Source organism: Paracoccus salipaludis (assembly GCF_002287065.1).
GTDB classification, from domain to species: Bacteria; Pseudomonadota; Alphaproteobacteria; order Rhodobacterales; family Rhodobacteraceae; genus Paracoccus; species Paracoccus salipaludis.
Map to the genome: position 1 here is coordinate 151068 of NZ_NSJZ01000006.1, position 26084 is coordinate 177151.

A 26084-nucleotide genomic window follows, 5' to 3' on the forward strand; every position below is an offset into this window, starting at 1 on the left:
TTTCCCCTTACAGGACCAGGCTCGCGGGACGGCGGCGTTCCAGCCAGACCACGATCATCAGACGCGTCAGGTAGATCGCGGTGAAGACCGAGGTGGCGATGCCGATGACCAGCGTGACGGCGAAGCCCTTGACCGGCCCGGACCCCAGGAAGAACATGACGAGCGCCGCGATGAAGGTGGTGACGTTGGCGTCGATGATCGCGCTCATCGCCTCGTTGAAGCCGTCGTCGATGGCCTTGACCACGCGCTTTCCGGCGCGCAGCTCCTCGCGGATGCGTTCATAGATGATGACGTTTGCATCGACCGCCGTGCCGACGGTCAGCACGATCCCCGCGATGCCGGGCAGCGTCAGGGTGGCCCCCATCGCCCCCATGATCGCCAGGATCAGGATGACGTTGATGATCACCGCGGCCGAGGCGAAGGCGCCGAACAGCCCGTAGCTGGCGACGATGTAGCCCACGACCAGCACCGTCGCGATGGTTGCGGCCTTGGTGCCCGCGTCGATCGAATCCTGCCCCAGTTCCGGGCCGATGGTCCGTTCTTCCAGGAAGGTCATCTCGGCAGGCAGCGCGCCCGCGCGCAGCAGCACGGCCAGCTGGGTCGATTCGTCCACCGTCATGGCGCCCGAGATCTGGCCGTTGCCGCCGGGGATCGCCTGCCGGATCACCGGCGCCGAGATCACCTGGTTGTCCAGCACGATGGCGAAGGGCTGGCCAACGTTGGCTGCTGTATAGGCACCGAAGCGCCGCGCGCCCTGCGGGCCGAAGCGGAAGTCCACGGCAGGCTGGCCGTTCGGGTCGAAGCTGGGCCGCGCGTCGGTCAGGTCTTCGCCGGTGACGACGGGGGCCTCGGCCAGGGTGTAATAGACGCCCGGCTCCTCCATCGCGGGCACGACGATGTTGCCCAGACCTGCCTGGACGTTCGGGTCGGTGCCGCGCCCGACGACCGGGTTGAAGGTCAGCTTGGCGGTGGTGCCGATCAGCTCCTTCAGTTCCTCGGCGGAACCGATGCCGGGCACCTGGATCAGGATGCGGTCCTGACCCTGACGCTGGATCGTGGGCTCGCGGGTGCCGACCTCGTCCACGCGGCGGCGCACGATCTCCAGCGACTGCTGGACGGTGCGGTCGTCGGTGGCGGCGCGCTCGGCCTCGGACAGCTGCACGATCATGGTCGCGCCCTGCGCCGTGATGTCGAGGCTGGACGTTCCCGCCCCCGACACGGACACCACCGGCGTGGCAAGGCCGCGGACGATTTCCACCGCGCGGGCCATCTGGTCGGGATTGCCGATCTCTACGTGCAGCTGGTCGGGCGGGCCGGGAACGCGGCGCACCGCGCCCACCACATCGCGCTGTGCCGCCAGGGCGTCGCGCAGTTCGGGCCACAGGGCCGTCATCCGCGAGGCATAGACCTCCTCGACGTTGACCTCGCCCAGAAGATGGGCGCCGCCGCGCAGGTCCAGCCCGAGGTTCACCAGGGTCGCGGGCAGCCAGTCCGGCCACAAGGACCGGGCGGCGGCCTGCTCGGGCGTTTCGAACCCGGCGCGCTCGGCCGCGGTGATGGCGTCGTTATGCGTCTCGACCCGCTGATAGAACAGGTTCGGCATCGCATAAAGCAGCCCCACCAGAACGATGCCGATGATGAGGACGCGCTTCCAGGTCGGGATCTGCAGCATGGCGACCCTGCGGCTTCAGCTGTTCGCGGCGGCAGGGGCGGCGCGGTTGACCACCTGCGCGATGGTGGCGCGGACGACGCGGATGCGGACGCCCTGGGCGATCTCCACCTCGACCTCCTCGTCGCGGACGGCCACGACCTTGCCCAGGATGCCGCCCTGGGTGATGACGTTGTCGCCCTTCTTCAGCGCCCCGATCATCTCGCGGTGCTGGCGCATCTTCTTCTGCTGGGGCCGCATGATCAGGAAATACATGATCACGAAGACCAGGATCAGCGGGACGAACTGGGCGAACGCGGCGGCTCCGCCGGCGGCGGGGGCGGCGGCCTGGGCGTAGGCGGGTGTGACGAACATGGGCGATCCTTGTCGCAGGGTCAGGGGACGCCGGGGCAAGGGCCCCGGCGGCGGATTGGCGCGGAACCTAGTCGCAGGCAGGGCCCTTGTCCAGAAACAGCCGCCGCCCCCGGGGCAGGGTCGGGTCACGAACGCGGGGGCGGCGGTGGACTCTGCCCCGTGGCTCGTGTCTTCGTGAGGCCCTGCCCTTCAAGGAAAGCCGCCCATGTCCGACGCAACCGCCGAAACCCGCCGCCTGATCGACATCATGGCCGCGCTGCGCGACCCGCAGTCCGGCTGCCCCTGGGACATCGAGCAGGATTTCGCCTCCATCGCGCCCTACACCCTCGAGGAAGCGCATGAAGTGGCCGACGCCATCACCCGGCAGGCCTGGGAGGAACTGCCGGGCGAGTTGGGCGACCTGCTGCTGCAGGTGGTCTTTCACGCGCAGATGGCGGCGGAGAAGGGCATGTTCGACTTCGCCGACGTGGCCCGCGCGATTTCCGACAAGCTGGTCGCACGCCATCCCCACATCTTCGGGGACGAATCCCGCGACAAGTCCGCCGAGCAGCAGGTGAAGGACTGGGAAGCGATCAAGGCGAAGGAACGGGCCGCCAAGGCGGAACGGGGCACGCTGGACGGCGTGGCGCTGGGGCTGCCTGCGCTGACCCGCGCGGTCAAGCTGCAGAACCGCGCGGCGCGCGTGGGCTTCGACTGGCCCGCGGCCGAACAGGTGCTGGACAAGATCCGCGAGGAAACCGCCGAGCTCGTGGCCGCCCGCGACAGTGCCGACCCGGCCCACCTGACCGAGGAATTCGGCGACCTCCTGTTCGTCATGGCGAACCTCGCCCGCCACCTGAAGATCGACCCCGAGGAGGCGCTGCGTGGCGCCAACGCCAAGTTCACACGCCGCTTCCAATCCATCGAAGCCACCCTTGCAAGCCAGGGCCGCCGCCCCGAGGACTCGACGCTTGAGGAGATGGACGCGCTGTGGGACGCCGCGAAGGCCGCCGAAAGGGCCTAAAGCAGCGCCTTCCTCAGCATGTTCAGCGCCACGACCATCAGGAACACCGCGAAGATCCGCTTGAGCCGGCGCGGGTCGGTGTTGTGCGCCAGCGTCGCGCCATAAGGCGTCGTCAGCAGCGACATGGTGATGGTGATGGCGAAGATGGGCAGGTTGACAGAACCGACGGTACCGGGCGGCGCGCCGTCCGCGGGGACGAACAGAAAGGCCAGCACCGAGGGCAGCGCGATCACGGCCCCGAAGCCTGCCGCCGTGGCGACCGCGCGGTGGATCGGCCGCCCGTGCAGCGTCAGCAGCGGCACTCCCATCGAGCCGCCTCCGATGCCCAATAGCACGCCGACCAGACCCACCGCCCCGGCCATCACGGCGCGGGCCGCACCCTGCGGTGCCTGGTCCGACAGCCGCCATTCGGACCGGCTCAGCAGCATGTAGCTGGCAACGGCAAAGACCAGCACGCCGAAGATGACCTGCAACTCATGCGTGGTCAGGCGCGACACCAGCCACACGCCCGCGAACGCCCCCAGCACGATCCAGGGCGCCCAGTCGCGCAGGATCTGCCAATCCACCGCGCCCCTGCGGTGATGGGCCGTGACCGAGCGCATCGAGGTCACGATGATCGTGGACAGCGAGGTCGCGAGGCAGATCTGCATCATGTCGCCCCCGCCGTAGCCGGCCGCCGCAAGGATCGCGCCATAGGCCGGCACCAGCACGATCCCGCCGCCCACGCCCAGAAGCCCGGCAAGGATGCCCGCGAAGGCTCCGGCGGCAAGAACGGCAAGAACATGGGGCAGCAGGGCGATCATGGGCGCGCCTTAGGGCAAGAGGCAAAGCCGCCGCTTAGCGCGACCGGCCCGCGCGGGCCAGAGGGCGGCGCCGTTTTCCGGCCCGGTCGTGCGTCAGGCGAACTCGCGCGCGCCGACCGCCGCCAGCGCCGCGTCGTAGTCGTCCAGAGTGCCGGCCGAGCCGCGCTCGGACAGGATGCGCTTCCACATCCGGGCGCCGGGACGGCCGTGGAACAGGCCCAGCATGTGCCGCGTGACCTGGTGCATCCGCCCGCCGGCCTCGAGATGCCGCGCGATCACCTCGCGCATCGCCATCGCGGCCTGCGCCGGCTCGGCGAACGGCGGTGCGTCGCCCCACAGCCTGTCGGCCCCGCCGAGGATGGCCCAGGGCTCGTGATAGGCTGCCCGCCCGATCATGGCGCCATCCATGACCTCAAGGTGCCGCGCCGCCGCCTCCAGCGAGCCGATGCCGCCGTTGATGGACAGGTGAAGCTGCGGAAAGGCCGTCTTCATCGCATGGACCAGCGGATAGTCCAGGGGCGGGATCTCGCGGTTCTCGCGCGGGCTGAGGCCCTGCAGCCAGGCCTTCCGGGCATGGATGGTGACGCGGCGGACGCCTGCTGCAACCATGGTGTCGAGGAAGAGGGGCAGCACCTCGGCGGGCTCCTGCTCGTCCACGCCGATGCGGCACTTGACCGTGACCTCGACCGGGCTGACGGCCTGCATGGCGGCGACGCATTCCGCGACCAGCGCGGGCGTCTTCATCAGCACCGCCCCGAAGCAGCCCGACTGGACCCGGTCGCTGGGGCAACCGACATTCAGGTTGATCTCGTCATAGCCCCAGTCGGCGGCGATCCGCGTGGCCTCGCGCAGCTCTGCCGGGTCCGAGCCGCCCAGTTGCAACGCCACCGGATGCTCGGCCGCGTCATAGTCCAGCAGCCGTGCCCGGTCGCCATGAATGACGGCGGGCGCCGTGACCATCTCGGTGTAAAGCAACGCCCGGCGGCTGAGCAGGCGGTGGAACCCGCGGCATACGCGGTCCGTCCAGTCCATCATGGGTGCGACGGACAGGCGGGCGGCGCTGCGGACAGGGGTTTCGGCGGTCATCGGCGGGGTCTTGCGGCTTTCTCGGGACCGCGCCTTCTAGCAGACCGAGCCCGCGACGGCAAACCCGCCGCGCCACGGCTTGAGCGTTGGGACCCGGCTGCCTATCTTGGTGGCCAGCGCGAAAGGCCTCTCCCATGTTCTCGATCCCCGGAAAACCTCCCGTCACCATCACTCCCGCGGCCGAGGCACGGATTGCCCGGCTGATGGCAGAAAAGGGGGCCTCGGGGCTGCGTATCGGCCTGAAGAAGGGCGGCTGCGCAGGCATGGAATACACGATGGAACTGGCCGAGACCCCGTCGCCCAATGACGAGGTGGTGGAACAGGGCGCGGCGCGCGTGCTGATCGCGCCCACCGCGCAGATGTTCCTGTTCGGGACCGAGATCGACTATCGCACCGGCCTGCTGGACAGCGGTTTCCGCTTCGTGAACCCGAACGTCACCGACACCTGCGGCTGCGGCGAATCGATCCGTTTCGAGCCGCTGGAAGGCCTGGCCGCCCGCCGGGACGGCTGAGGGCGGACCTTCGCTGGCGCCTTTGGCGCGGCCCCCTGAGGACAGAAGACGGCCTGCGCCCCTTCCGGGGCTGAAGGCAGTTCTTCTTCGTTCAAGTATCCCGGGGCCCGGGGCAGCGCCCCGGTCCGGCAGCGACGCCGGTACGCGCCCTTGATCCCCTGCGTCCCCCCGCGCTACGCCGTGGCCGACCCAACAGGAGGATCCCATGCCGCCCCGCAAGCTTGCCGCCGGAAACTGGAAGATGAATGGAACCCTCGCCTCGCTGGCCGAGGTTGAAACGCTGATGCGCGACTGCGCCTCCGCGGAGGTCGATATCCTCATCTGCCCGCCCGCCACGCTGCTGCACCCCATGGCGGAACGCGTGGGCCGAGGCCCCGTCGCCGTGGGCGGCCAGGATTGTCACGCCAAGGAGTCGGGTGCCCATACCGGCGACATCTCGGCCGAGCAGTTGCGTGACGCGGGTGCGAGCCATGTCATCGTCGGCCATTCCGAACGCCGTGCCGATCACGGCGAGACCGACGCGGCGGTTGCCGCCAAGGCCGTCGCCGCCCACCGCGCCGGCATCGTCAGCGTCATCTGCGTCGGCGAGACCGAGGCGCAGCGCGACGCCGGCGAAACGCTGGACGTGATCGCGCGCCAACTGGCGGACTCGGTTCCCGGTTGCGCCACGGCGGCGAACACCGTCGTCGCCTACGAACCCGTCTGGGCCATCGGCACCGGCCGCACCCCGACCGGCGAACAGATCGCCGAGGTCCATGCCGCCATGCGCAAGGCGCTGGTTGCGCGCTTCCCCGACGGGGCCGGGTTCCGCCTGCTTTACGGCGGCAGCGTCAAGCCGTCGAATGCCGCCGAGATCTTCGCCATTGCCGATGTCGATGGCGCGTTGGTGGGCGGGGCGAGCCTGAAGGCCAGCGACTTCGGTCCCATCGTCAAGGCGCTGGACGCGGCCTGAACCCCTGGCGCGGCCCGGCGATCCGGGCCGCCCTTTCCTCAGCGGAACAGGATCACCGAGCCGGGGGACCAGCTGACGCGGGTGCGCGTGCCGAGGTCCGGCAGGTCGCGCCCGAAGACGTTGCGCATCGAGATGCGGATGGGGTGCCCCTGACCGTCAAACCGGGCCGAGCCGTCCAGCCGCACGTCGTAATAGGACATGTCGCCGTAATAGACGATCTCCTCGATCACGCCGGGCGTTTCCCTGTCGGGCGCGGGCGCGTCGCGGGTCAGCAGCGTCACCGCCTCGGGACGGAAGCCGACCGAGGGGCCCTTGTCGCCCGCATCCGCGCGGCTGACATTGGCGGCGGGAACCTCGAACTCGCCGAAGCCGGGAACATCCACGCGGACGCCGGTGGCCGTGTCGCCCAGCACGCGTGCGGGCAGGAAGTTCATCACGCCGATGAAATCCGCGACGCGCCGGCTGGCGGGGCGGGTGTAAAGTTCCTCGGCAAAGGACAGCTGCGCGATCTCGCCCTCGAACATGACGGCGATGCGGTCGGACATGACCAGCGCCTCTTCCTGGTCATGCGTCACCAGAACGAAGGTGATGCCGACCTGCCGCTGCAGCTTGATCAGTTCGACCTGCATCTGCTCGCGCATCTTGCGGTCCAGCGCCGACAGCGGCTCGTCCAGCAGCAGCACCTTGGGCTTGAGGATCAGCGCGCGCGCCAGTGCCACCCGCTGCCGCTGGCCACCCGACAGGGCGTGGGCCGCACGGGCGCCGTAGCCGCGAAGGCCAACCATCGCCAGAGCCTCCTCGACCGCGGCGGCCTTTTCCGCCCTGGAGCGGGGATCGCGGCGCAACCCGAAGGCCACGTTCTCGGCCACGGTGAGGTGCGGGAAGATGGCGTAGGACTGGAACACCATGTTCGTGGGCCGGACGTTGGCGGGCACGTTCGCCATGTCCTTGCCGTCGATCAGCACGACGCCCGAGGAGATGTCCTCGAACCCGGCGATGGTCCGCAGCAGCGTGGTCTTGCCGCAGCCCGAGGGGCCGAGAAGCGAGAAGAACTCGGCCTCGCGGATGGTCAGGTCGATGCCGCGAAGGGCATGGTAGTCCCCGTAGTACTTGTGGACATCGCGGCACTCGATCATCACGCGACGCGTCTCGATGGGCGTGGGGCGGCCGTGCTCGTCTCGGGCGGGGCCGCCTTCGCGCGCCACAGGCATGGGATTTCGGGCGTTCACAGCAAGCCTCCGCTGCTTGTCTGGCCGGTGCGGGCAGCGCCGCGACGGCGGAAATACTCGGCGATCGCCAGAAGCAGGATCGACATCATCACCAGCACCGTCCCCACCGCCATGATCATCGGGATCGACTTGGGGAAGCGAAGCTGGCTGAAGATGTAGGTTGGCAGCGTCGGTTCGTTGCCGCCCATGAAGAAGGCGATGATGAAGTCGTCCAGGCTGATGGTGAAGCTCATCAGCATGGCCGAGATGATGCCGGGCATGACCAGCGGCAGGATCACCAGCCGGAACGCGCTCCACTTCGTTTCGCCCAGGTCATAGGCGGCCTCTTCGAGCGACCGGTCCAGCGAGGAAAAGGCCGTGGTCAGGATCGCCACGGCATAGGGCATGCAGATCAGCGTGTGGCCGATGATGATGGTCAGGATCGACAGGCGCACGCCGACCGCCAGCAGCACCACCAGCAGCGAAAGGCCGACGATGATTTCCGGCAGGATCAGCGGCATCATGATCAGCCCCAGCGCCCCGCCCTTGCCAGGGAAGCGGTAGCGGGTCGAGGCGCGCGCCGCGAAGATCGCGAGGCAGGTCGCCAGCACCGCCGCGCTGAACGCGATGGTCAGCGAGTTCCCCAGCGCGCGCCGCAGCGTCGCGTTGGCCCACATCTGCTCGAACCACTGGGTCGTGAGGCCCTGCAGCGGGAAGGCGATGATGGTGCCCGAGTTGAAGGCGAAGATCGGCAGCAGCAGAATCGGCGCGTAAAGGAACAGCAGATACAGCAGCGCATAGGCGCGCAGGCCGCCCCCCCTCATTGCCGCACCTTCAGGAAGCGGCGGTTGAGGAACAGGAAGACCAGCGCCAGCACCCCCACGATCGCCATGGCCGTCACGGCGATGGCCGAACCGAGGGGCTTGTTGTCGATGTCCAGCATCTGCGCCTGGATCAGGTTCGCCACCATGGGGATCTTGCCGCCTCCGATCAGGGTGGGGGTGACGTAGTCGCCGATGGTCGGGATGAAGACGATCAGTACGGCCGCCAGCACGCCCGGCATGGCCAGGGGCAGCGTGACGCGCCAGAAGGTCATCAGCCGGCTTTCGCCCAGGTCCCGCCCGGCTTCGAGCAGCGAGCGGTCGATCTTTTCCAGCGCGACATAGATCGGCAGGATCGCGAAGGGGGCATAGGCGTGGGCCAGCGTCACCACGATGGACCCGGTGTTGTACAACAGGAACGACAGCGGCTGCTCGATGATCCCGAGGGATTTCAGCCCCGAGTTGATGACGCCGTTGTAGCCGAGGATCACCTTCCACAGGAACACGCGGATCAGGTAGCTGGTCCAGAAGGGGATCGTGATCAGGAATATCCACACCGCCTTGTGCCGGGGGGCCACGACGAAGGACAGGAAATAGGCGACCGGAAAGGCCAGCACGACCGTGACCAGCGTCACCAGCCCCGCCACGAAGAGCGATCGCAGCATCAGCGTGCGGAAGATCGGGTCACCCCAGACGGCGCGATAGTTCTCCAGCGTGAACTCGCGGATGATCGTCTGATAGCCGTCGGTCAGGAAGGAATATGTCAGGATCGTCAGCAGCGGGATCGCCAGCATCAGGATGGCATAGACCAGTGGTGGCGCAATCATGCGCAGCCCTTGGGCGGCCTCGCTGCCGTTTGCGGTCGCCATCGCGCGTCCTTGTCCAAGCTTGTTCCGGTCGCATCGATTCCACAGACGCGGCCAAAGGGAAAGACGATTTCGCGCCCTGACCCGGCGTCCCGCACGACAAGATCAATCCGTTGGCAAGGTTTCCTCGGGATGACTGCAACGCCATGTGGACAGCCCCCTGCCCGCAATGCAATCTGCGCGCACGAACGGGCGGCGGCGCGGTCAATGCCGCACGCCCGTCACAGAGGAGGAAATGACTTGACCGACAAGACCAAACTCGACCGCCGCCGGTTCCTGACGACTGCCTCGGTCGGCGGCGCCGCGGCTGCAGCCGGCGCGACCCTGGCCGCGCCCGCCATCGCGCAGGAAATGCCGACGATCAACTGGCGCGTCGCCTCGTCCTTCCCCAAGTCGCTTGAAACGATCTATGGCAGCGGCGTGGACGTGTCCGAGCGCGTCAAGGCCATGACCGACGGCAAGTTCAACCTGCAGGTCTTCGCGGCAGGCGAGATCGTGCCCGGCCTGCAGGCCATCGACGCGGCGACCGACGGCACGGTCGAGATGGCGAACTCGGTCGGCTATTACAGCTGGGGCAAGGACCCGGCCTTCGCCTGCGGCGCCGACCTGCCCTGGACGTTCAACGCCCGCGGCAAGGCTGCCTACAACTATCACGGCGGCGGGATCGATTCCTACAACGAGTTCCTGGCCAAGCAGAACCTGCTGGCCCTGCCGGTGGGCAACACCGGTTCGCAGATGGGCGGCTGGTATCGCAAGCAGATCGGCAGCGTGGCCGACATGCAGGGCCTGAAGATGCGCATCTCGGGCCTCGCCGGCCGCGTGATGGAGAAGCTGGGCGTCGTGCCGCAGCAGATCGCGGGCGGCGACATCTACCCGGCGCTGGAAAAGGGCACCATCGACGCCGCCGAGTGGGTCGGCCCCTATGACGACGAGAAGCTTGGCTTCCAGAAGGTCGCGCCCTTCTACTATTACCCCGGCTTCTGGGAAGGCGGGCCCACGGTGGGGATGTTCTTCAACCTCGCCAAGTGGAACGAGCTGCCCGAGGTCTACAAGGCGATCCTTCGCACGGCCTGCCAGGCGACCGACCTGAACACGCTGTCGGAATACGACTACAAGAACCCGACGGCGCTGAAGCGCCTGGCCCAGTCGGGCGCGCAGCCGCTGCCCTTCCCGGAAGACGTGATGATGGCCGCCTTCGACGCCTCGCGGCAGGTTTATGACGAGCTGTCGAACGAGAACGCCGAGTTCAAGCGGATGTGGGAGGCGCAGAAATCCTTCCTGAACGACTGGTATCTCTACGGCCAGACGACGGACTACACCTTCGACACGATGATGATGATCCAGCAGCGCAACGGCAAGCTGTAAGCCGCGCGCCGGAACAAAGAGCCGCCGTCCCTCGGGGCGGCGGCTTTCCTGTTGGCCCGGTAGGCCTGCAAAGGAAAAGGGCGCCGTTGAGGCGCCCTTTCTTCGTTCAGTTGGGTGCAGGAGCCGCCGGTTCCGCCGGTGCGGGCGTGACCGGCACGGCGGGCGTCGTCCCGCCGGCAGGGGCACTGGCCGCAGGCGTCCCGAAGTTCGGGGGCGTCCCAAGGCCGCCAGCGGGTGCGGGCGCCGGGACCGCAGGGGCCGCAGGGGCCGCAGGGGCCGCAGGGGCGCCAAAGCTGGGCGGTGCGCTCAGGTCGGCGCCCGGCGCTGCCGGGGCCGGAGCCGGAGCCGGAGCCGGAGGCGTCGCAGGCGCGCCGAAGCTGGGCGGGGAACTCAACCCGCCCAGGCCCCCGCTTGCCGGAGCCGCCGGAGCCGCAGGAGCCGCAGGAGCGGCGGCATCAGGTTGGGCGGGTGCGGGCGCTCCGAACGGATTGCCGAGACCGCCAAGGCCGCCGGGTGCGGCTCCGGGTGCGGCCGGCGCGCCGAAGGGAGTGCCGCCCAGACCGCCGAGCCCGCCCAGGCCGCCGCCCAGGTTGCCAGCAGGGAAGCTGACCTCGACGTTCGAGGTGTCGATCGCCGGGCCCTTGTAGTGCATGACCATTCCCGGGAAGGCCATGACCATGCCCACCATGACGATCTGGATCACCACGAAGGGCACGGCCCCCCAGTAGATCTGGCCCGTCCTCACCGGCTCCATCATCAGGCCGGTCACCTTGTCCTTGTAGGGCACCTTGGGCGCGACCGAGCGCAGGAAGAACAGCGAGAAGCCGAAGGGCGGGTGCATGAACGAGGTCTGCATGTTCACGCCCAGCAGGACGCCGAACCAGATCAGGTCGATGCCCAGGCTTTCCGCGGCCGGTGCCAGCAGCGGCACGATGATGAAGGCCAGTTCGAAGAAGTCGAGGAAGAAGGCCAGCAGGAAGACGAGGATCGAGACCACGATCAGGAAGCCGTACTGGCCGCCCGGCAGCGAGGTCAGCAGATGCTCGACCCAGATGTGCCCGTTCACCCCGTAGAAGGTCAGCGAGAAGACCCGGGCCCCGATCAGGATGAACATGACGAAGGCCGACAGCCGCGTCGTCGCCGTCAGCGCCTGCGGGATGACCCCGCCGCCCAGCCGGCCCTTGGCGCCGGCCAGCACCAGCGCGCCGACCGCGCCCATGGCGCCGCCCTCGGTGGGCGTGGCGATGCCGAGGAAGATCGTGCCCAGCACCAGGAAGATCAGCGCCAGCGGCGGGATCAGCACGATGATGACCTGCTGCGCCAGCCGGCTCATCACGTTGGTCTTCAGCGTGCGGTCCAGCAGCGCCAGCACGTAGATCGCGACCACTGCCGCGGTGGGGGCCAGGATGTCGGCGTTGGTGCCGTAGCGCGGGTGCATCCAGTGGAACAGCGCATAGCCCAGCGCGCCCGTCAGCAGCAGCGCCACCAGAAGCGAGGCGACGCCGGAGCCCAGCGTTCTCGCCTCTTTCGGCAGCGCGGGCATCGAGTTCGGCCGGATGATCGACATCACGAAGACATAGGACAGGTAGAACCCGGTCAGCACGAGGCCCGGGATCATGGCGCCCTTGTACATGTCGCCTACCGACCGGCCGAGCTGGTCGGCCAGCACGATCAGCACGAGGCTGGGCGGGATGATCTGCGCCAGCGTGCCCGAGGCCGCGATCACGCCCGAGGCGAGCCGCCGGTCATAACCGTAGCGCAGCATGATCGGCAGCGAGATCAGCCCCATGGCGATCACCGAGGCCGCGACGACGCCCGTGGTCGCCGCCAGCAGCGCGCCCACGATGATGACCGCATAGGCAAGGCCGCCCCGCACCGGACCGAACAGCTGGCCGATGGTGTCCAGCAGGTCCTCGGCCATGCCGGATTTCTCGAGCACGATCCCCATGAAGGTGAAGAACGGGATCGCCAGCAATGTCTCGTTGGATAACAACCCCCACAACCGTTCCGGCATGGCCTGAAGCAGGTTCCAAGACAGGTTGATGTTGCCCCCCGACAGGGGGGCAAGCTCGACGCCGACGATGAAGAACAGAAGGCCGTTCGCGGCCAGCGCGAAGGCGACGGGATAGCCCAGCAGCAGGAACACCACGAGGCTTGCGAACATGATCGGCGCCATGTTCTGCGCGATCAGTTCCATCATTTGCGCGTCCCCCGGTCGGTGCGGTCGGTGTAGTTGGTGCGGTGGTCGGCCGGGTGGCCGAGCAGCTCGTCCGTGATCGGATGGTCGGGATCGGCAAAGCCGGCCTCGGCCAGCAGCTTGTCGTCGATGGACACCTCGCCATGGGCCGAGAACTGCGCCTGGGTGTCGGGAATGATCCCGCGCATCACCGCGATCTTCTTGATGATCTCGGACAGCCCCTGGAAGAACAGCAGGATGAAGCCCGCCAGCAGCAGCGCCTTGGCCGGCCACAGGACCAGCCCGCCCGCGTTCATCGACCGCTCGCCGTTGGCGATCGAGCGCTCAAGCCAGGGCACCATCAGCCAGATCATCAGGATGACGAAGGGCATCAGGAACAGCAGATGCCCGATCAGGTCGATCCAGTGCTGCGTGCGCCGCGAACGCGCGCCATAGATGATGTCGATGCGGATATGCTCGTTTTCCAGCAGGGTATAGGCCGCGGCCAGCAGAAAGGCCGCGCCGAACAGATACCATTGCAATTCGAGCCAGGCGTTCGAGGAAATCGACCATACCTTGCGGATGATCGCGTTTCCCGCGCTGACCAGCACGGCCACGAGGATCAGCCAGCTGACGCTGCGGCCGATCACCGTGTTGATGCGGTCGATGCCGCGCGACAGGGCCAGAAGGCCGCTCATGTCCAGATCCCTCCCCTTTGACGGCCGCCGTTCGCGCGCCTTTCCGACGCGTCTTCCCCGGCCTCGATGGTGCGCGGATATGGCGGACCTTCGCCGGGGCGGTCAAGCATTTCCGTGGCCGCCCGGGCCCGTGCCCGCCCCGGCGCAGGACGCGGGGCGGGCGGCCGTTTTCAGAAGGACTGGCTGAGCGTCAGGTAGAACGCGCGGCCGGGCTCGTTGAAGGTGTTGGCGCCGGTGTTGGTGTCCGTCCGAAGGACCCTTTCGTCGAACAGGTTCGTGATCCCGGCCGAAACGCGCGCCTGTTCGGTCACGTCCCAGACCGCCCCGAGGTTGACCACCGAATACGAGGGGCGGTCGTTCGTTTCGTCCAGCTCGTAGCCCGTCGAGGAGTTGAGCGTCGCCGCGTCGATCTCGCCATAAACGGTGGCCGACAGTGTCACCGTGACCGCGTCGCCCGCATACCAGTCCAGAGACGCGTTCACCGTATAGTCGGGGATCAGGCTCAGCGGCTCGCCGTTCTTCTTCTCGGACTTGATCATCTTGGTGAGGTTCGCATTCAGTGCAAAGCGTTCCCCGAGGTCGGTCGAGAAGTTCCCCTCGATCCCCGAGATCACGGCCTCGCCCTGGTTTTCCCAGCGATAAAGACGCGGCACGACATCACCGTTGATCTGCTCGAGTCCGGCGGCGATGCGGTTGTCATAATCGTTGTGGAACCAGGTCAGGCTGCCGGCCACCCCGTTCGCGCCCTCATAGGCGATGCCGATTTCCTTGTTCAGGCTGCGTTCCGGTTCAAGATCGGGGTTGCCGAGGATGTAGCACGGGCCCTGCCGGTAATAGGGGAACGGGCAGCCGTTGCCGTTGGTCGAATACACGTAGTTCGGGTTCAGCTGGTACAGGTTCGGCGTCTTGAAGGCGCGCGCGACGCCCAGCTTCATCGTCCAGGCGTCGCTGATCGCATAGGTCGCGTTCAGGCTTGGCGAGACGGCGCTGCCGAAGCGGTCGCCATGGTCCAGCCGGAGGCCGGGGGTCAGCGTCAGACGGTCGTTCCACTCGATATTGGCCTCGGCGTAAAGCCCGATGGTCTGCTGGTCGATGTCGGGGTCGCGGTCCGAGGGGTCCGGCGGGACGCCCGTATCCCCTCCGAGTTCGGGTGGCAGCGCGTTCCGGATCGAGGCCGCGTCCTCCATGAACTCGCCCCGGTACTCGGCGCCGAAGGTCAGCTTGCTGGCTTTTCCGCCCAGGTCCATCGGCATGATCCATTCGGACTTGGCCGTGACCGTGTCCAGCTTGATGGTCTGATATTCGGTGGCATCGTTGGTGCCGTCGCCGTCGGTGTCGACGCAGTTCGTGATGTTGTCCTCGGAGCTGCCGGCAAGCCCCGCGCAGAGCCGGGTGTTGTGGGTGTTCTCCCACTGGATGAAGCTGCGCGACTCGCCGAAGGCGTATTCGCCGCGATGGGTGATCGCATAAGCGCGGCGATACATCCGGTTGGTCTCGTCCCCGATCAGGTTCACGTCACCCACGTCCTCCTGCACCGCGCCGTTGCGGGTGTCGCCGGCGAAGCGGTTCCCCTGGCGCGAGACATTGACCTCGAAATCGACCTCGTGGCCCGGCGCGGCCTGCCACGTCAGCAGCGCGCCCCCGTCCTTGTTCACGACGCCCTCGCGGCCGGAGAGTTCCTGGACGACGGGCAGGCCGGTGTCCTCGTCGATCACCTCGACCGCGTTGATGTCGGTCGAATCCGGGTCGGTCTTGTTGTAGCTGCCGAACAGGCGGAAGCTCATCCGTTCGCCCGCCGGGCCCGCCAGCATGAAGTTCGCGCGGGCGGTGTCGCCCTCGTCGCTGCTTTCGGGCAGGTTGTAGTGGGTCGTGACCTGGCCCGTGAAGCTGTCGGGGCGCCTGGTGATGATGTTGACCACCCCACCCGAGGCACCCGAGCCATAGCGCGCCGCCGCCGGGCCGCGGATGACCTCGATGCTTTCGATCAGTTCGGCGGGCACCCAATTGGAATCGCCGCGCGTGTCGCGCTCGCCGCCCCGGCTCATCTTGACCGAGTTGCGCGACAGCACGGGCTTGCCGTCGATCAGGATCAGCGTGTTTTCCGGCCCCATCCCACGGATGTCGATCTGGCGCTGGTTGCCGCGCTGACCTGTGGCCGTGGCCCCGGTCAGGTTGACGCCGGGCTGCTTGCGGATGATTTCCGCCACGTCGTTGACGACGGGCTGCCTTTCAAGGTCCTCCTCGGTGATCTGGGACACGCCAAGTGCCTGCTTGGCCTGCTCCTCTGCGGTCAGCACCACCGTTTCCAGCACCACGCTGTCGGTTTCCTGCGCGGAAAGGGGGACCGCCATCGCGGCCGCGGCCAGTCCAAGCGCCGTGCCCGAGGCCAGCCGCATCGCAAGAGTTCTCATCTATCGCTCCACTCACCAGAAAGACGCATTGGCTGGCAGTGGAGGCTTGCATATGCAGAGGATTGTTCTTCTTTACTAATTTAGTTGGACATGCAAGGGCGGCAGGAACGAGGCGACCTTCCGTCACATGCCGGGATCTGACGGGCGACCTCAGCGCGGCCAGCCTGCAAGGCAGGATCGTGCGGCGGGTCGGCACGGCATATGGAACGATCCCGGGATGACGGACCGACGCGGCGTGTTCGGGATACGACGGGCCGGGGGGCGGCCGGGCCCGCCCTTGACGCTGCGCCATCGGACGTGACGGGGAGCGGTCAGCGCGCCAGCACGTCCTGCCAGTCGGAATTGCGCCGGAACTGCGCCGCCGCGAAGCTGCACAGCGGCAGGATCTTGCGGCCGCTTCGACGCGCATCCTCGACCGCGCGGGCGACCAGCGCCTCGCCCACCGACCGGCCACGCAATTCCGGCGGAACATAGGTGTGGTCGATGATGTCCAGGCTTTCGGCGGCGGTCCATGTCATCTCGGCCTCGGCCCCTTCCAGCCGGGTGACATAGCGACCACCCTTTCCGCTCTCCTCGCGTTCAATCTGAAACTCGGCCATCGATGCGTCCTTTCGCTGCTGCCGTCCTGGTCCGACGGGGTTCACTTGTCCTCGGCAAAGCCCTCGGCGCCGATCAAGGGCACGAAGGCCACGGCGCCCCAGTCGTCCTGCCGCAAACCATCCGGGGTTCGGCGCAGGCGCACAAGCCGCTGCGGGCCGGACCGGGGGCCGACCGGCATCACCAGCCGACCGTCCTGCGCAAGCTGCGCCACCAGCGCCTGCGGCACTTCGGGGCCGGCCGCGGCAACCAGGATCACGTCGAAGATGCGCCGCGCCGGCCAACCTTCCGTTCCGTCCCCCTGCAAAACCTCGACGTTGTCATAGCCCAGCCGGGCCAGCCTTTCGCGCGCGGCCTGCGCCAAGGCCCCAATGCGCTCGACAGCGCAGACCTGCGCGGCCAGGCGGCTTGCCACGGCGGCGGCATAACCCGACCCTGCCCCGATCTCGAGCACGCGGTCCTGCCCCCCGATCTCGCCCGCTTCCAGCATCAGCCCGACGATATAGGGCTGCGAGATGGTCTGGCCCTCGCCGATGGACAGCGGCCGGTCGGTATAGGCGTCTGCCGCCAGATGCGGCGGGACAAAGGCCTCGCGCGGCACCTCTCGCATCGCTTGAAGCACTCCGGGATCGCGCACCCCGCGTCCGGCGATCTGCGTTTCGACCATGCGCTCGCGCTCTGTCCTGTAGTCGGGCATCGCCGTGGTCCCGTGTCACCGATGCAAGGCTCAACGACTGGCAGGCCGAGGCGTTCCGGCCGATAATTGGCCCGCCGACGCAACCCCTGCCCGTCCCCGCCCGTTCCTGTCGCATCGGAATGCAGGGGGAAGGACGATGGCGGACAGGGTTGCCGATTTCATCATGCAGCGGGCCCATGACTGGGGCGCGCGCCGTGTCTATGGCTATGCGGGCGACGGCGTGGGCGGCCTGATCGGCGCGTTGCAGCGGATGGAAAAGGCGCATGACGCCGATCCCGGCTCGCCCATGATCGAGTTCGTCCAGGTCCGGCACGAGGAGATGGCCGGCCTTTGCGCGACCGCGCACGCCAAGTTCACCGGCGAGGTCGGATTCTGTCTTGCGACCTCGGGGCCCGGCGCGGTGCATCTGCTGAACGGGCTTTACGACGCGCGCGGCGACCACATGCCGGTCGTCGCGCTGGTGGGCCAACAGGCGCGTTCGGCGATGGGATCGCATTACCAGCAGGACCTGGACCTGCAATCGCTGTTCAAGGACGTGGCCGGGGCCTTCGTCGCCACGGCCACCCTGCCCGAGCAGGTGCCGCACCTGATCGACCGCGCCTGGCGGATCGCCAAGGCCGAGCGGCGCGTGACCTGCGTGATCCTGCCCAACGACCTGCAGAACGAACCGATGGAGATGCCGCCGCGCGAGCATGGGTCCACCTTCTCGGGCGTGGGCTTGGCCGAGACGGTGCCCGTCCCGGCCGACGCGTCGCTGCGCACGGCGGCCGAGGTGCTGAACGCGGGCGAGAAGGTGGCGATCCTTGTCGGCGCGGGGGCCATCGGCGCGGCCGCCGAAGTCACCGAGGTGGCCGAGATCCTGGGCGCGGGCGTCGCCAAGGCGCTGCTGGGCAAGACCGCCCTGCCCGACGACCTGCCCTGGGTCACGGGGTCCATGGGCTTTCTGGGGACGCCCGCCAGCGACGCGCTGATGAAGGGCTGCGACACGCTGCTGTGGGTCGGCTCGGGCTTTCCTTATGCGGAGTACCTGCCCAAGCCCGGCAGCGTGCGTGGCGTTCAGATCGACCTCGATGCCGGGATGCTGGGGCTGCGCTACCCGATGGAGGTCAACCTGCAGGGCGATTCCGCCGCCACCCTGCGCGCCTTGATCCCGCTGCTGAAGCGCAAGGAGGACCGCGGCTGGCGCGAGCAGGTCGAGAAATCCGTCCGGGACTCGCGCGAGGCGCTGGCCGGAGAGGCGGCGGTCGAGGCCGATCCGATCAACCCCCAGAAGATCGCGACCGAACTGACGCCGCGCCTGCCGGACCGCGCCATCGTGACCGCCGACAGCGGCACGACAACCGTCTGGTGGGCGCGCAACCTCGATCTGCGCGAGGGGATGATGGGCTCGGTTTCGGGCACGCTGGCCACGATGGGCTGCGCGGTGCCCTATGCCATCGCAGCCAAGTTCGCCCATCCCGACCGGCCGGTGATCGCGCTCGTGGGCGACGGCGCGATGCAGATGAACGGGATGTCCGAACTCATCACCATCTCGCGCTACTGGCGGCAGTGGACGGACCCGCGCCTGATCGTCATGGCGCTGAACAACCGCGAGCTGGCCTTCGTCACCTGGGAGGAACGCGTCCAGATCGGCGACCCGAAATGGCCCGCGAGCCAGACCCTGCCCGATATTCCCTATGCCGACATCGCCAAGCTGATGGGTTTGGGCGGCCGCCGCGTGGAACGCCCCGAGGACATCGGTCCCGCCTGGGACGAGGCGCTGGCTGCCGACCGGCCCTTCGTGCTGGACATCCTCGGCGACCCGAACGTGGCGCCCCTGCCCCCGCATATCACGCTGGACCAGGCCCGCGCCTATGCCACCGCGATGTGGCACGAGCAGCGGCCCGCGGGCATGATCGCGGGAACGGCAAAGCAGATCCTGGGCCGCATCCTGCCCGACTGACCCGCCGCACCCGGGCACGGGGCGGCCCCTTGCGCGCCCCTGCACCCCGTCCTAAGTCAGTCCGGCAGAGCAACCCGGAGGATGCGTCATGGCGATGGAAGCCTATGAGATCGAGGCGCTGATCCGCGAGGCCTTCCCCTCGGCCCGGATCACCATCACCGACCTTGCGGGTGACGGAAACCACTTCGCGGCCGAAGTCATCGACGAAAGCTTCCGCGGCCAGAACCGGGTCCAGCAGCAGCGCATGGTCTATGCCGCGCTGAAGGGACGCATGGACGGCCCCGCCGGCGCGCTGCACGCGCTGGCGCTGACCACCCGCGCGCCCGACTGAACGCAACCTCTCCGAGGACACCAGAAACATGACCGACATCCGCACCGACATCCAGGAACTGATCGACAGCAATGACGTCGTTCTGTTCATGAAGGGCACGAAAGAGGTCCCGCAGTGCGGCTTCTCCAGCCGCGTGGCCGGGGTGCTGAACTACATGGGCGTGGCCTACCGCGACGTGAACGTGCTTTCCAGCGACGAGATGCGTCAGGGCATCAAGGACTTTTCCGACTGGCCGACCGTGCCCCAGCTTTACATCAAGGGCGAGTTCGTGGGCGGCTGCGACATCGTCACCGAGATGACCCTGTCGGGCGAACTGGACCAGCTTCTGGACCGCACCGGCGTCCCTTACGACAAGCAGGCGGCCGAGAAGATCCGCGAAGCCAACAGCTGATCCGCAGCATTCCCGATGTCGAAAGGGCCGCGATGACCGCGGCCCTTTTTCATGTGCAAGGACATTGACTGCCTCAGGGATAGTAGTCGTCGTCCTCGTCGTCGTAGCGATCGTAGCGGTCGTCGTAGCGTTCCCAGTCCCGGCTCTCCGACCGGCGCCAGCCCTGCACCCGGTTCGCGATCGCGATCCCGACCGCGAAGGCGCTGAGCAGGGGCGGGATCGTGGCCGCGTTCGAGTTCTTGACCCGCTCGACCGTATCCTGCGCTTCGGCAAAGAACTGGGGCGTCAGCCCGACCTTCTGCGCCGCCTGCCCCGCCACGTTGCGGGTGAAGCCCTGCACCTTTGCCTCGGCGTTGTCGACGAAGCGCTCGGCCTTGTAGGTCACGTCGTCGACGAAGGAGTGGACGCGGTTCTCGACGTTGTCCACCACCTCGACCGCCTTGATGCGGGCCTTTTCCATCGCCGCATCGGTGGCCAGGCTCAGCCGGGTCTCGACCTCGGCCTTCAGTTCGTCGGTGCTGGGCACCGGGTGGTTCACCTTCTTCGACATCGACAGGAAGACGATGCCGACCACCACGAAAAGAAGGCCGATGGCGAGCGAGGCCCCCACGGGCCCCCAGCCGAGGTTCCAGGCCAGGAACGACCACAACGCCGCGATCAGGAAGCCCGCGCCCACCGCGATCACGATGCCGGCGGCCGCCTTGAGGGCGACCCTCCGGCCCGCGTCGCTCAGGGCGAGCTGCATGTTGCGCGCGTAATCGAACATGGGATCAGCGGCGCGCGAGGATCAGGCCGACAAGGAAGCCGACGCCGGCCGCGATGCCCAGCGCCTGCGCGGGCTTGCGGCGGACCATTTCCGACATCTCGTCATAGTAGTCGCCGGCGTATTCCGCGACCTCGTGGGCGCGGCGCTCGCCTTCGCGATACAGGCGGTCGGCCTCGGAGCGGGCACGACCCACGAATTCCTGCCCCCGCTCGCGGGCGGCGTCGGCCAGTTCGGCAGCGGTCTGCTTGACCTTGTCGGTGGTGGTGTTGCCGGTGGCCTCGTTCCAGGCGTCCTTGGCGTCGTCGGCCAGCTTGTTGATGCCCGACTTCACGTCCTTAGCGGTGTCCTGCGCGGCATCCTTCACGTCCTTGGCGGCGTCGTTCATGTCGTTCTGCGCGTCCGAGGCGGTGTAATTGTTGGCCATCGTCTTGTCCTTTCCAGTCAGGGGCAGTTGCTTATGGCACCCGAACACAACGCCACAGGGATTCGTTCCCTGAGCAGCCAAAGATCGGGCCGCCTCGAAAGGGCCGCGATCTTCAGGGAACACGGCGCGGGCCCTGGTCGTTGGACGGGGTCAAACCTCATTTCCTGCCGCTTCGCCCGGCGGGCGGCGGCCTCGCCGGAGTATGAAGCATGGCCTATCGTGATTCCGCCGGTTCCGCGCCCGGTCAATTGCGCGGCTACCGGGGCTGGTTCATCGCCCTGGGTGTCCTGCTTGTCCTGCTGGGGCTGATCGCCCTTGCCAACCTGCTGGTCGCAACGGTCGCAACCGTCTACTACGTCGGCATCCTGATGCTGATCGGCGCCGTGGGCCAGCTGGTGCTGGCCTTCCGCGTTAAGGGATGGGGACGCTCGATCCTGATGGTGCTGGGCGCGCTCCTTTACGGCATCGCAGGCATCTTCACCATCATGAACCCGCTGCTGGCCTCGACGATGCTGACGCTGCTGCTGGCGGCGGGGCTGATCGCCGCGGGCATCCTGCGCATCGTCGTCGCCATCCGCGAGCGGCCGCGCCCGGGCTGGGGCTGGGTTCTGTTCATGGGCATCCTCAGCATTGTCGTGGCGCTGGTCATCATCTCGGGCTGGCCGGTCAACAGCCTGTGGATCCTGGGCATCTTCCTTGCTGCGGACCTGATGGGCCAGGGCCTTGGCTGGCTGTTCTTCGGCATCGGCCTGAACCGCGCGTAAGCCCCTCTTCATGCCCCAGTCGCGCAACCCCTTCTACGATGGTCCCGTTTCGGACCATTTCGACGGGCTGCGCTTCCATTCCTCGTTCGAGCCGCGGGCCAACAACCTGCTGGAACTGGCCTGGATGAACGCGGTCAAGGCGGCGCGCTACTGGCCGGCCGTGACGCCCCCCGCGCGCTTCGACCTGCCGCCCCGCCGCTTCGGGGGGCTGCGGATCGCAATGATCGGGCATGCGAGCCTGCTGGTGCAGGTTTGCGGCGTCAACCTGCTGATCGATCCGGTCTATGCCGACCGCCTCGGCCCCGTCCCCGGCGCCGGTCCCCTCCGCGCCCAGCCGCCCGGCATCCGCTTCGACGACCTGCCCCCGATCGACGCGATCCTGATCACCCACAACCATTACGACCACATGGACATCCCCGCGATCCTTCGCCTGGCGCGCCGATGGGAGCCCCGGATCATCGCCCCGCTGGGCAACGACGTCGTGATCCGCCGCCACGACCCCGGGATCACGGTGGAAACCCATGATTGGGGCGAAAGGACGGTCCTGTCACCCCGCCTGTCCGTCCATCTGGAACCGGCGTTCCACTGGTCGGGCCGTGGCATGGCGGACCGCCGCATGACACTGTGGTGTTCCTTTGTGGTGACCAGTCCCGGCGGAGGCGTCCTTTATCACGTGGGAGACACCGCCTACGGCGACGGAAGCATCTTTCCCCGCATCCGTGAACTCTTCGGCCGGCCCGACGTGGCGATCCTGCCCATCGGCGCCTACGAGCCGCGCTGGTTCATGCGCGCCCAGCACGTGAACCCCGCCGAGGCCGTGCAGATCATGCTGGACTGTGGCGCCCGCCGGGCCTTCGGCCATCACTGGGGCACGTTCCAGATGACCTACGAGGCGCAGGAAGCCCCGCCCCTCGACCTCGCCCGCGCCCTCGAGGACCGAGGGATGCCGCGCGACAGCTTCCAGCCGCTCGGCCCCGGCATGGCGGTCGAACTGCCCTGGCGCTGAGGCTCACATCAGCGGCGAAAACAGCCGCGCCACGGAATCGCGGAAGCGCACAAGCGCACTGCGGCTGCGGTATTCCTCCACGGTGAACTGGCGGCAATCCGCGACGTCGCGCAGGAAGGCCGCCTCAAGCTCGGCCGACAGCGCCTCGTCGTAGATCACGGCGTTCAGCTCGTAGTTGATGCTGAAGCTGCGGATGTCGATGTTGGCCGACCCGATCGAGCAGACGGAGCCATCGGTGATGACCGTCTTGGCGTGCAGGTAGCCCGCTTCATACAACAGCACCGTGGCGCCGGCGGCCGCGATCTCCTCCATGTAGGTGTTGGCGGCCCAGTAGGGCACATACTGGTTGGTGCCGCGCGCGCTGATCATCACCCGCACGTCCACGCCCGACAGCGCCGCTGCCTTCAGCGCCTCGGCGATGCTGGGGTCCAGGATGAAGAAGGGCGACTGCATGTAGACGCGCTTGCGCGCGGTGGTGATCATCGAGAAATACAGCTGCCGGATCGCCTGCCATTGGGAATCCGGACCTGAAAGCGTCATCTGGACGGGCAGCCGGGCGTTTTCCAGCCGCGCGGGCGGGGGCGGAAAGGCCTCGGGCCGGAAGACATACTCTCCGGTCGCGTTGTGCCAGTCCACCGCGAAGACCGCCTGCAGCAGCGTCACGGCTGACCCCTCGACGCGGATGTTCGTGTCGCGCCACAGCGCGAAGCCCTTGGGCGGCGTCACGTGCTCGCCGCCGATGTTCAGCCCGCCGGTATGGCCCACGCAGCCGTCGATGACCGCGATCTTGCGGTGGTTGCGGTAAGAGATCGTGTGCAAGCGCCACAGCTTGGAGAAAGGCTCCATCCGGATGCCCGCGCGCCGCATCCTGCGGATGTAGCTGCGCTTCAGCATCAGAAGCGAACCGACGGGATCATAGACGATGCGGACATCCACGCCCTCGGCCACCTTGGCCGACAGGAGGCGGAGCAGGTCCTCGGCCAACTCGTCCGTGTTCCAGCTGAAATACTGCAGGTGGATGGAACTGCGTGCCGACTTCAGGTCGGCGATCAGCGCAGGGTAGGCCTCGGCCGCATTTTGCAGGATGCGGACCTCGTTGCGGGTGGTGACGGCCGACTGGCTGGTATTGCGCACCAGTTCCGCCAGCGACGCCCCGGGTCCGGTGAGATGCAGGGCGCGCCCCTGTTCCGGCCTGAGCGCAGCAAAGACGGGGGCAAGCCGGTGGGCGAACTCATGCCGCATCAGGGTTGCGGTCTGACCGAACTGGCGGTGCTTGCGGCCGAACAGCAGGTAGACGATCACCCCGGCGCCGGGCAGCACGAAGAACAGCAGCATCCAGGCGAATGTCGCGCTGGGGCGACGGTTTTCCGAGATGATGTAGACGGCGGTGACGGCAAGATAGGCGGCAAAGGCAAGGGACAGGCCTGTTGCGATCTGCGCCGGCATCACGTCGCTCCGTTCACCCTTTCGACTGCATAGTGCCCGCGCAGGTTGCAGAGGGCCAGCGGGTTCTGGATGGGCGCAGGGGCTCGCCCCCTGGACGGCACTTGGGGGGCACCAAGATCCACGTCACCAACAACGTCGGGAACCATGGCGCTCAGGACGTAGCCGGGGACCTGATGCTCGCCCGCTTCCAGACCGTCGCAAATGCAAACAAGGACAAGGTGGAGAATATCAGAAGCGCAAAGCGCACCGACCCCGGAATGTGATAATGTTCCACCAGAGCCGACAGCAGATAGACTACCAGCAGATGATAGGTGAAAACCTGGATCGAGTTCCGGCCGAGCAGGACCAGCGGTCCCGAATTGAGAACCGTCCGAAAACCTCTTGAGAGAAAGGCAACTGTCGGGTTTGTCGAGCGTGGGCCAGCTACATAGAGCCATGCAATGATGATTGCATAGATCGCCGCACTTGTCAGAAAGAACAGCGAGAAGTTCCACTTCGAATGAACGTCGCTCAGGCTGCCCGTTGCCCTGCCAAGAGTAACGGAATCATGAAGGATATACTGCCTGATCAGAAAAATCCCAACGAAGGCGACAGCCATGATCGTCATGAACGAGGCAGGCACGCTGCGCATGATGTTGACATCAAACCGGCCCACGAAGGTGAAGTAGCCGAACATCAACCCTGCAAGGTAGATCAGCTGCCAAGCGAAGATCCCGAACGAGCCGAGCCGGATATCGAGTCCAGTTGTGTCACTCGCCCGATCAATCGTGCCCACAGCCGCACTGATTACACCTGTCTGAGCGATCAGCCACAGGCCGATCGAAACCGCCAGCACAGACCACGCCTGCCCCCGTTCGAACAGCTTCAGGACTAGCGGCGTAATCGCAATGAACACGATATACATGGGCAGGATGTCGAAAAAGCTTGGCTGGTGGATCAGAAGCAACATCGCAAGATACTCATCGGCGCCCATCTGGCTGAATACGTCAAGACGCCCGAGTGGTTGGGGAAGAAGATTTGCCAGTACGGCAAGGCTGAGCAAGGCCCCTATGTGATATTTGTAGATGAAAAGCATCCGGCGGCAAGCAATCGGCGCAAGAGCCTTTTCGCCGCGCTCGCGAAGAATGCGCATCAGGTAAAGAGCGATTACGATACCAGAAAGAAAGACAAAGCCATGGGCAGCATCAGCGAATCCAAGCTGATGATGATTTATGACTGATCCGAGGTGGGACTGAAGAACGGAGGCACCATGATTATACATCATCAGCAGCAGGAAGATGCCTCGAAGACCATCGAAAACAGAGTACCGCATATCCGCCGTCTCCGTAAGGCCCGTCCCAAGGTAACAGACAGACAACTGGGTTAACGTGTCAGATGCTATCTATATTCAATCATCATTCCATCCCTATATTGTAATTGTTTTTGCACTATTATTCTTGATTTCTCGACTTACCCGCAGCGGATGTTGCAGCCGCTGATTCCTTCTCTGCACGGTAGAATTTTGCAACCTTTAGTAATATTAATGCGCAGACAATCAATCATGAGGGCAAGGAGGACTTGCCTAGGGTCCAGACTCATTGAATTTCACAGCCAGAACAAGACGGTTGCGGCGAGCATGATCGCGGAGAAGAAGGTTTCCGGGCAGCGGTCGTATCGGGTGGCGACGCGCCGCCAATCCTTCAGACGGCCGAACATGATCTCGATGCGGTTGCGCCGTTTGTAGCGCCGCTTGTCGTATTTGACGGCCTTCCTGCGGGACTTTCGACCGGGGATGCAGACCTTTATCCCCTTGTCTT

General features: G+C 66.8%; 26 protein-coding genes. 9 read left to right on the forward strand and 17 right to left on the reverse strand.

Going from position 1 to position 26084, the window contains the following annotated elements; all coding sequences use genetic code 11:
* Positions 1–7: 7 nt before the first annotated feature.
* Positions 8–1672, reverse strand: coding sequence for a protein translocase subunit SecD (gene secD, locus CK240_RS09645; RefSeq protein ID WP_095640123.1), 1665 nt, complete (start codon positions 1670–1672; stop codon positions 8–10).
* Between the two features lie 15 nt (positions 1673–1687).
* A complete protein-coding gene (yajC, locus tag CK240_RS09650; RefSeq protein ID WP_095640124.1) occupies positions 1688–2023 on the reverse strand; it encodes a preprotein translocase subunit YajC in 336 nt (111 codons plus the stop codon).
* Between the two features lie 205 nt (positions 2024–2228).
* On the opposite strand from yajC, the gene mazG reads away from it, so the two are divergent.
* Entirely contained in the window at positions 2229–3026 is a 798-nt protein-coding gene (gene mazG, locus CK240_RS09655; protein ID WP_095640125.1) for a nucleoside triphosphate pyrophosphohydrolase, read from the forward strand.
* On the opposite strand, the gene CK240_RS09660 is transcribed toward mazG, so the two are convergent.
* Positions 3023–3829: a sulfite exporter TauE/SafE family protein gene (locus CK240_RS09660; RefSeq protein WP_095640126.1), complete on the reverse strand. Its 807-nt coding sequence runs from the start codon at positions 3827–3829 to the stop codon at positions 3023–3025. The two genes, mazG and CK240_RS09660, sit on opposite strands and share 4 nt — an antisense overlap.
* A 93-nt stretch (positions 3830–3922) precedes the next feature.
* Entirely contained in the window at positions 3923–4915 is a 993-nt protein-coding gene (gene dusA / locus CK240_RS09665; RefSeq protein WP_095640127.1) for a tRNA dihydrouridine(20/20a) synthase DusA, read from the reverse strand.
* A gap of 134 nt (positions 4916–5049) precedes the next feature.
* On the opposite strand from dusA, the gene CK240_RS09670 reads away from it, so the two are divergent.
* Together CK240_RS09670 and tpiA are read left to right on the forward strand one after the other, a co-directional pair.
* The gene (locus CK240_RS09670) at positions 5050–5427 is read left to right on the forward strand and encodes a HesB/IscA family protein (protein WP_095640128.1); all 378 of its coding nucleotides are present in this window, start codon (positions 5050–5052) and stop codon (positions 5425–5427) included.
* Between the two features lie 205 nt (positions 5428–5632).
* On the forward strand, positions 5633–6379 hold the full coding sequence (gene tpiA, locus CK240_RS09675; RefSeq protein ID WP_095640129.1) for a triose-phosphate isomerase: 747 nt from the start codon (positions 5633–5635) through the stop codon (positions 6377–6379).
* A 38-nt stretch (positions 6380–6417) separates the two neighbouring features.
* Here tpiA and CK240_RS09680 read toward each other — a convergent pair whose 3' ends face one another.
* The 3 genes from CK240_RS09680 to CK240_RS09690 form a co-directional block, all read right to left on the reverse strand.
* A complete protein-coding gene (locus CK240_RS09680; RefSeq protein ID WP_095640161.1) occupies positions 6418–7515 on the reverse strand; it encodes an ABC transporter ATP-binding protein in 1098 nt (365 codons plus the stop codon).
* A gap of 89 nt (positions 7516–7604) precedes the next feature.
* Complete coding sequence (locus CK240_RS09685) at positions 7605–8411, reverse strand: ABC transporter permease (RefSeq protein WP_095640130.1); 807 nt, start codon at positions 8409–8411, stop codon at positions 7605–7607.
* Positions 8408–9277, reverse strand: a complete 870-nt coding sequence (locus tag CK240_RS09690; protein WP_095640131.1) for an ABC transporter permease — start codon at positions 9275–9277, stop codon at positions 8408–8410. The genes CK240_RS09685 and CK240_RS09690 overlap by 4 nt, the downstream gene beginning before the upstream one ends.
* Positions 9278–9481: 204 nt before the next feature.
* On the opposite strand from CK240_RS09690, the gene CK240_RS09695 reads away from it, so the two are divergent.
* The gene (locus CK240_RS09695) at positions 9482–10639 is read left to right on the forward strand and encodes a TRAP transporter substrate-binding protein (protein ID WP_095640132.1); all 1158 of its coding nucleotides are present in this window, start codon (positions 9482–9484) and stop codon (positions 10637–10639) included.
* Positions 10640–10745: 106 nt separating this feature from the next.
* Here the strand turns inward: CK240_RS09695 and CK240_RS09700 are convergent, their stop codons facing one another.
* The 5 genes from CK240_RS09700 to CK240_RS09720 all read right to left on the reverse strand — a co-directional run bounded on the left by CK240_RS09700 (position 10746) and on the right by CK240_RS09720 (position 17218).
* Positions 10746–12839, reverse strand: a complete 2094-nt coding sequence (locus tag CK240_RS09700; RefSeq protein ID WP_240517361.1) for a TRAP transporter large permease — start codon at positions 12837–12839, stop codon at positions 10746–10748.
* On the reverse strand, positions 12836–13513 hold the full coding sequence (locus CK240_RS09705) for a TRAP transporter small permease subunit (protein WP_095640133.1): 678 nt from the start codon (positions 13511–13513) through the stop codon (positions 12836–12838). Before CK240_RS09705 ends, CK240_RS09700 begins: the two co-directional genes overlap by 4 nt.
* Positions 13514–13683: 170 nt before the next feature.
* Positions 13684–15924, reverse strand: coding sequence for a FepA family TonB-dependent siderophore receptor (locus CK240_RS09710; RefSeq protein ID WP_095640134.1), 2241 nt, complete (start codon positions 15922–15924; stop codon positions 13684–13686).
* A 311-nt stretch (positions 15925–16235) separates the two neighbouring features.
* Positions 16236–16523: a GNAT family N-acetyltransferase gene (locus CK240_RS09715; RefSeq protein ID WP_095640135.1), complete on the reverse strand. Its 288-nt coding sequence runs from the start codon at positions 16521–16523 to the stop codon at positions 16236–16238.
* A gap of 41 nt (positions 16524–16564) precedes the next feature.
* The gene (locus CK240_RS09720; RefSeq protein WP_095640136.1) at positions 16565–17218 is read right to left on the reverse strand and encodes a protein-L-isoaspartate(D-aspartate) O-methyltransferase; all 654 of its coding nucleotides are present in this window, start codon (positions 17216–17218) and stop codon (positions 16565–16567) included.
* A 136-nt stretch (positions 17219–17354) separates the two neighbouring features.
* Here CK240_RS09720 and CK240_RS09725 point away from each other — a divergent pair, with 136 nt between their 5' ends.
* From CK240_RS09725 to grxD, 3 genes are all read left to right on the forward strand, one after another.
* Positions 17355–19160, forward strand: a complete 1806-nt coding sequence (locus CK240_RS09725; RefSeq protein ID WP_095640137.1) for a thiamine pyrophosphate-requiring protein — start codon at positions 17355–17357, stop codon at positions 19158–19160.
* Positions 19161–19248: 88 nt separating this feature from the next.
* The gene (locus CK240_RS09730) at positions 19249–19491 is read left to right on the forward strand and encodes a BolA/IbaG family iron-sulfur metabolism protein (protein ID WP_095640138.1); all 243 of its coding nucleotides are present in this window, start codon (positions 19249–19251) and stop codon (positions 19489–19491) included.
* 28 nt (positions 19492–19519) lie between these two features.
* Positions 19520–19882, forward strand: a complete 363-nt coding sequence (grxD, locus tag CK240_RS09735; protein ID WP_095640139.1) for a Grx4 family monothiol glutaredoxin — start codon at positions 19520–19522, stop codon at positions 19880–19882.
* 73 nt (positions 19883–19955) lie between these two features.
* On the opposite strand, the gene CK240_RS09740 is transcribed toward grxD, so the two are convergent.
* Positions 19956–20648 carry a phage holin family protein gene (locus CK240_RS09740; protein WP_205957803.1) on the reverse strand — a complete coding sequence of 231 codons (693 nt, stop codon included), beginning with the start codon at positions 20646–20648 and terminating at the stop codon, positions 19956–19958.
* Between the two features lie 4 nt (positions 20649–20652).
* On the reverse strand, positions 20653–21072 hold the full coding sequence (locus CK240_RS09745) for an ElaB/YgaM/YqjD family protein (RefSeq protein WP_095640140.1): 420 nt from the start codon (positions 21070–21072) through the stop codon (positions 20653–20655).
* Between the two features lie 209 nt (positions 21073–21281).
* On the opposite strand from CK240_RS09745, the gene CK240_RS09750 reads away from it, so the two are divergent.
* A complete protein-coding gene (locus tag CK240_RS09750) occupies positions 21282–21836 on the forward strand; it encodes an HdeD family acid-resistance protein (RefSeq protein WP_095640141.1) in 555 nt (184 codons plus the stop codon).
* Between the two features lie 10 nt (positions 21837–21846).
* Entirely contained in the window at positions 21847–22842 is a 996-nt protein-coding gene (locus CK240_RS09755) for an MBL fold metallo-hydrolase (RefSeq protein ID WP_095640142.1), read from the forward strand.
* A 3-nt stretch (positions 22843–22845) separates the two neighbouring features.
* On the opposite strand, the gene cls is transcribed toward CK240_RS09755, so the two are convergent.
* The 3 genes from cls to CK240_RS09770 all read right to left on the reverse strand — a co-directional run.
* Positions 22846–24288 carry a cardiolipin synthase gene (gene cls, locus CK240_RS09760; RefSeq protein WP_095640143.1) on the reverse strand — a complete coding sequence of 481 codons (1443 nt, stop codon included), beginning with the start codon at positions 24286–24288 and terminating at the stop codon, positions 22846–22848.
* Positions 24289–24439: 151 nt separating this feature from the next.
* Entirely contained in the window at positions 24440–25600 is a 1161-nt protein-coding gene (gene opgC / locus CK240_RS09765; RefSeq protein ID WP_095640144.1) for an OpgC domain-containing protein, read from the reverse strand.
* A 272-nt stretch (positions 25601–25872) separates the two neighbouring features.
* Positions 25873–26084: transposase (locus CK240_RS09770; RefSeq protein WP_167650008.1), on the reverse strand; the 212-nt coding region annotated here is incomplete at its 5' end.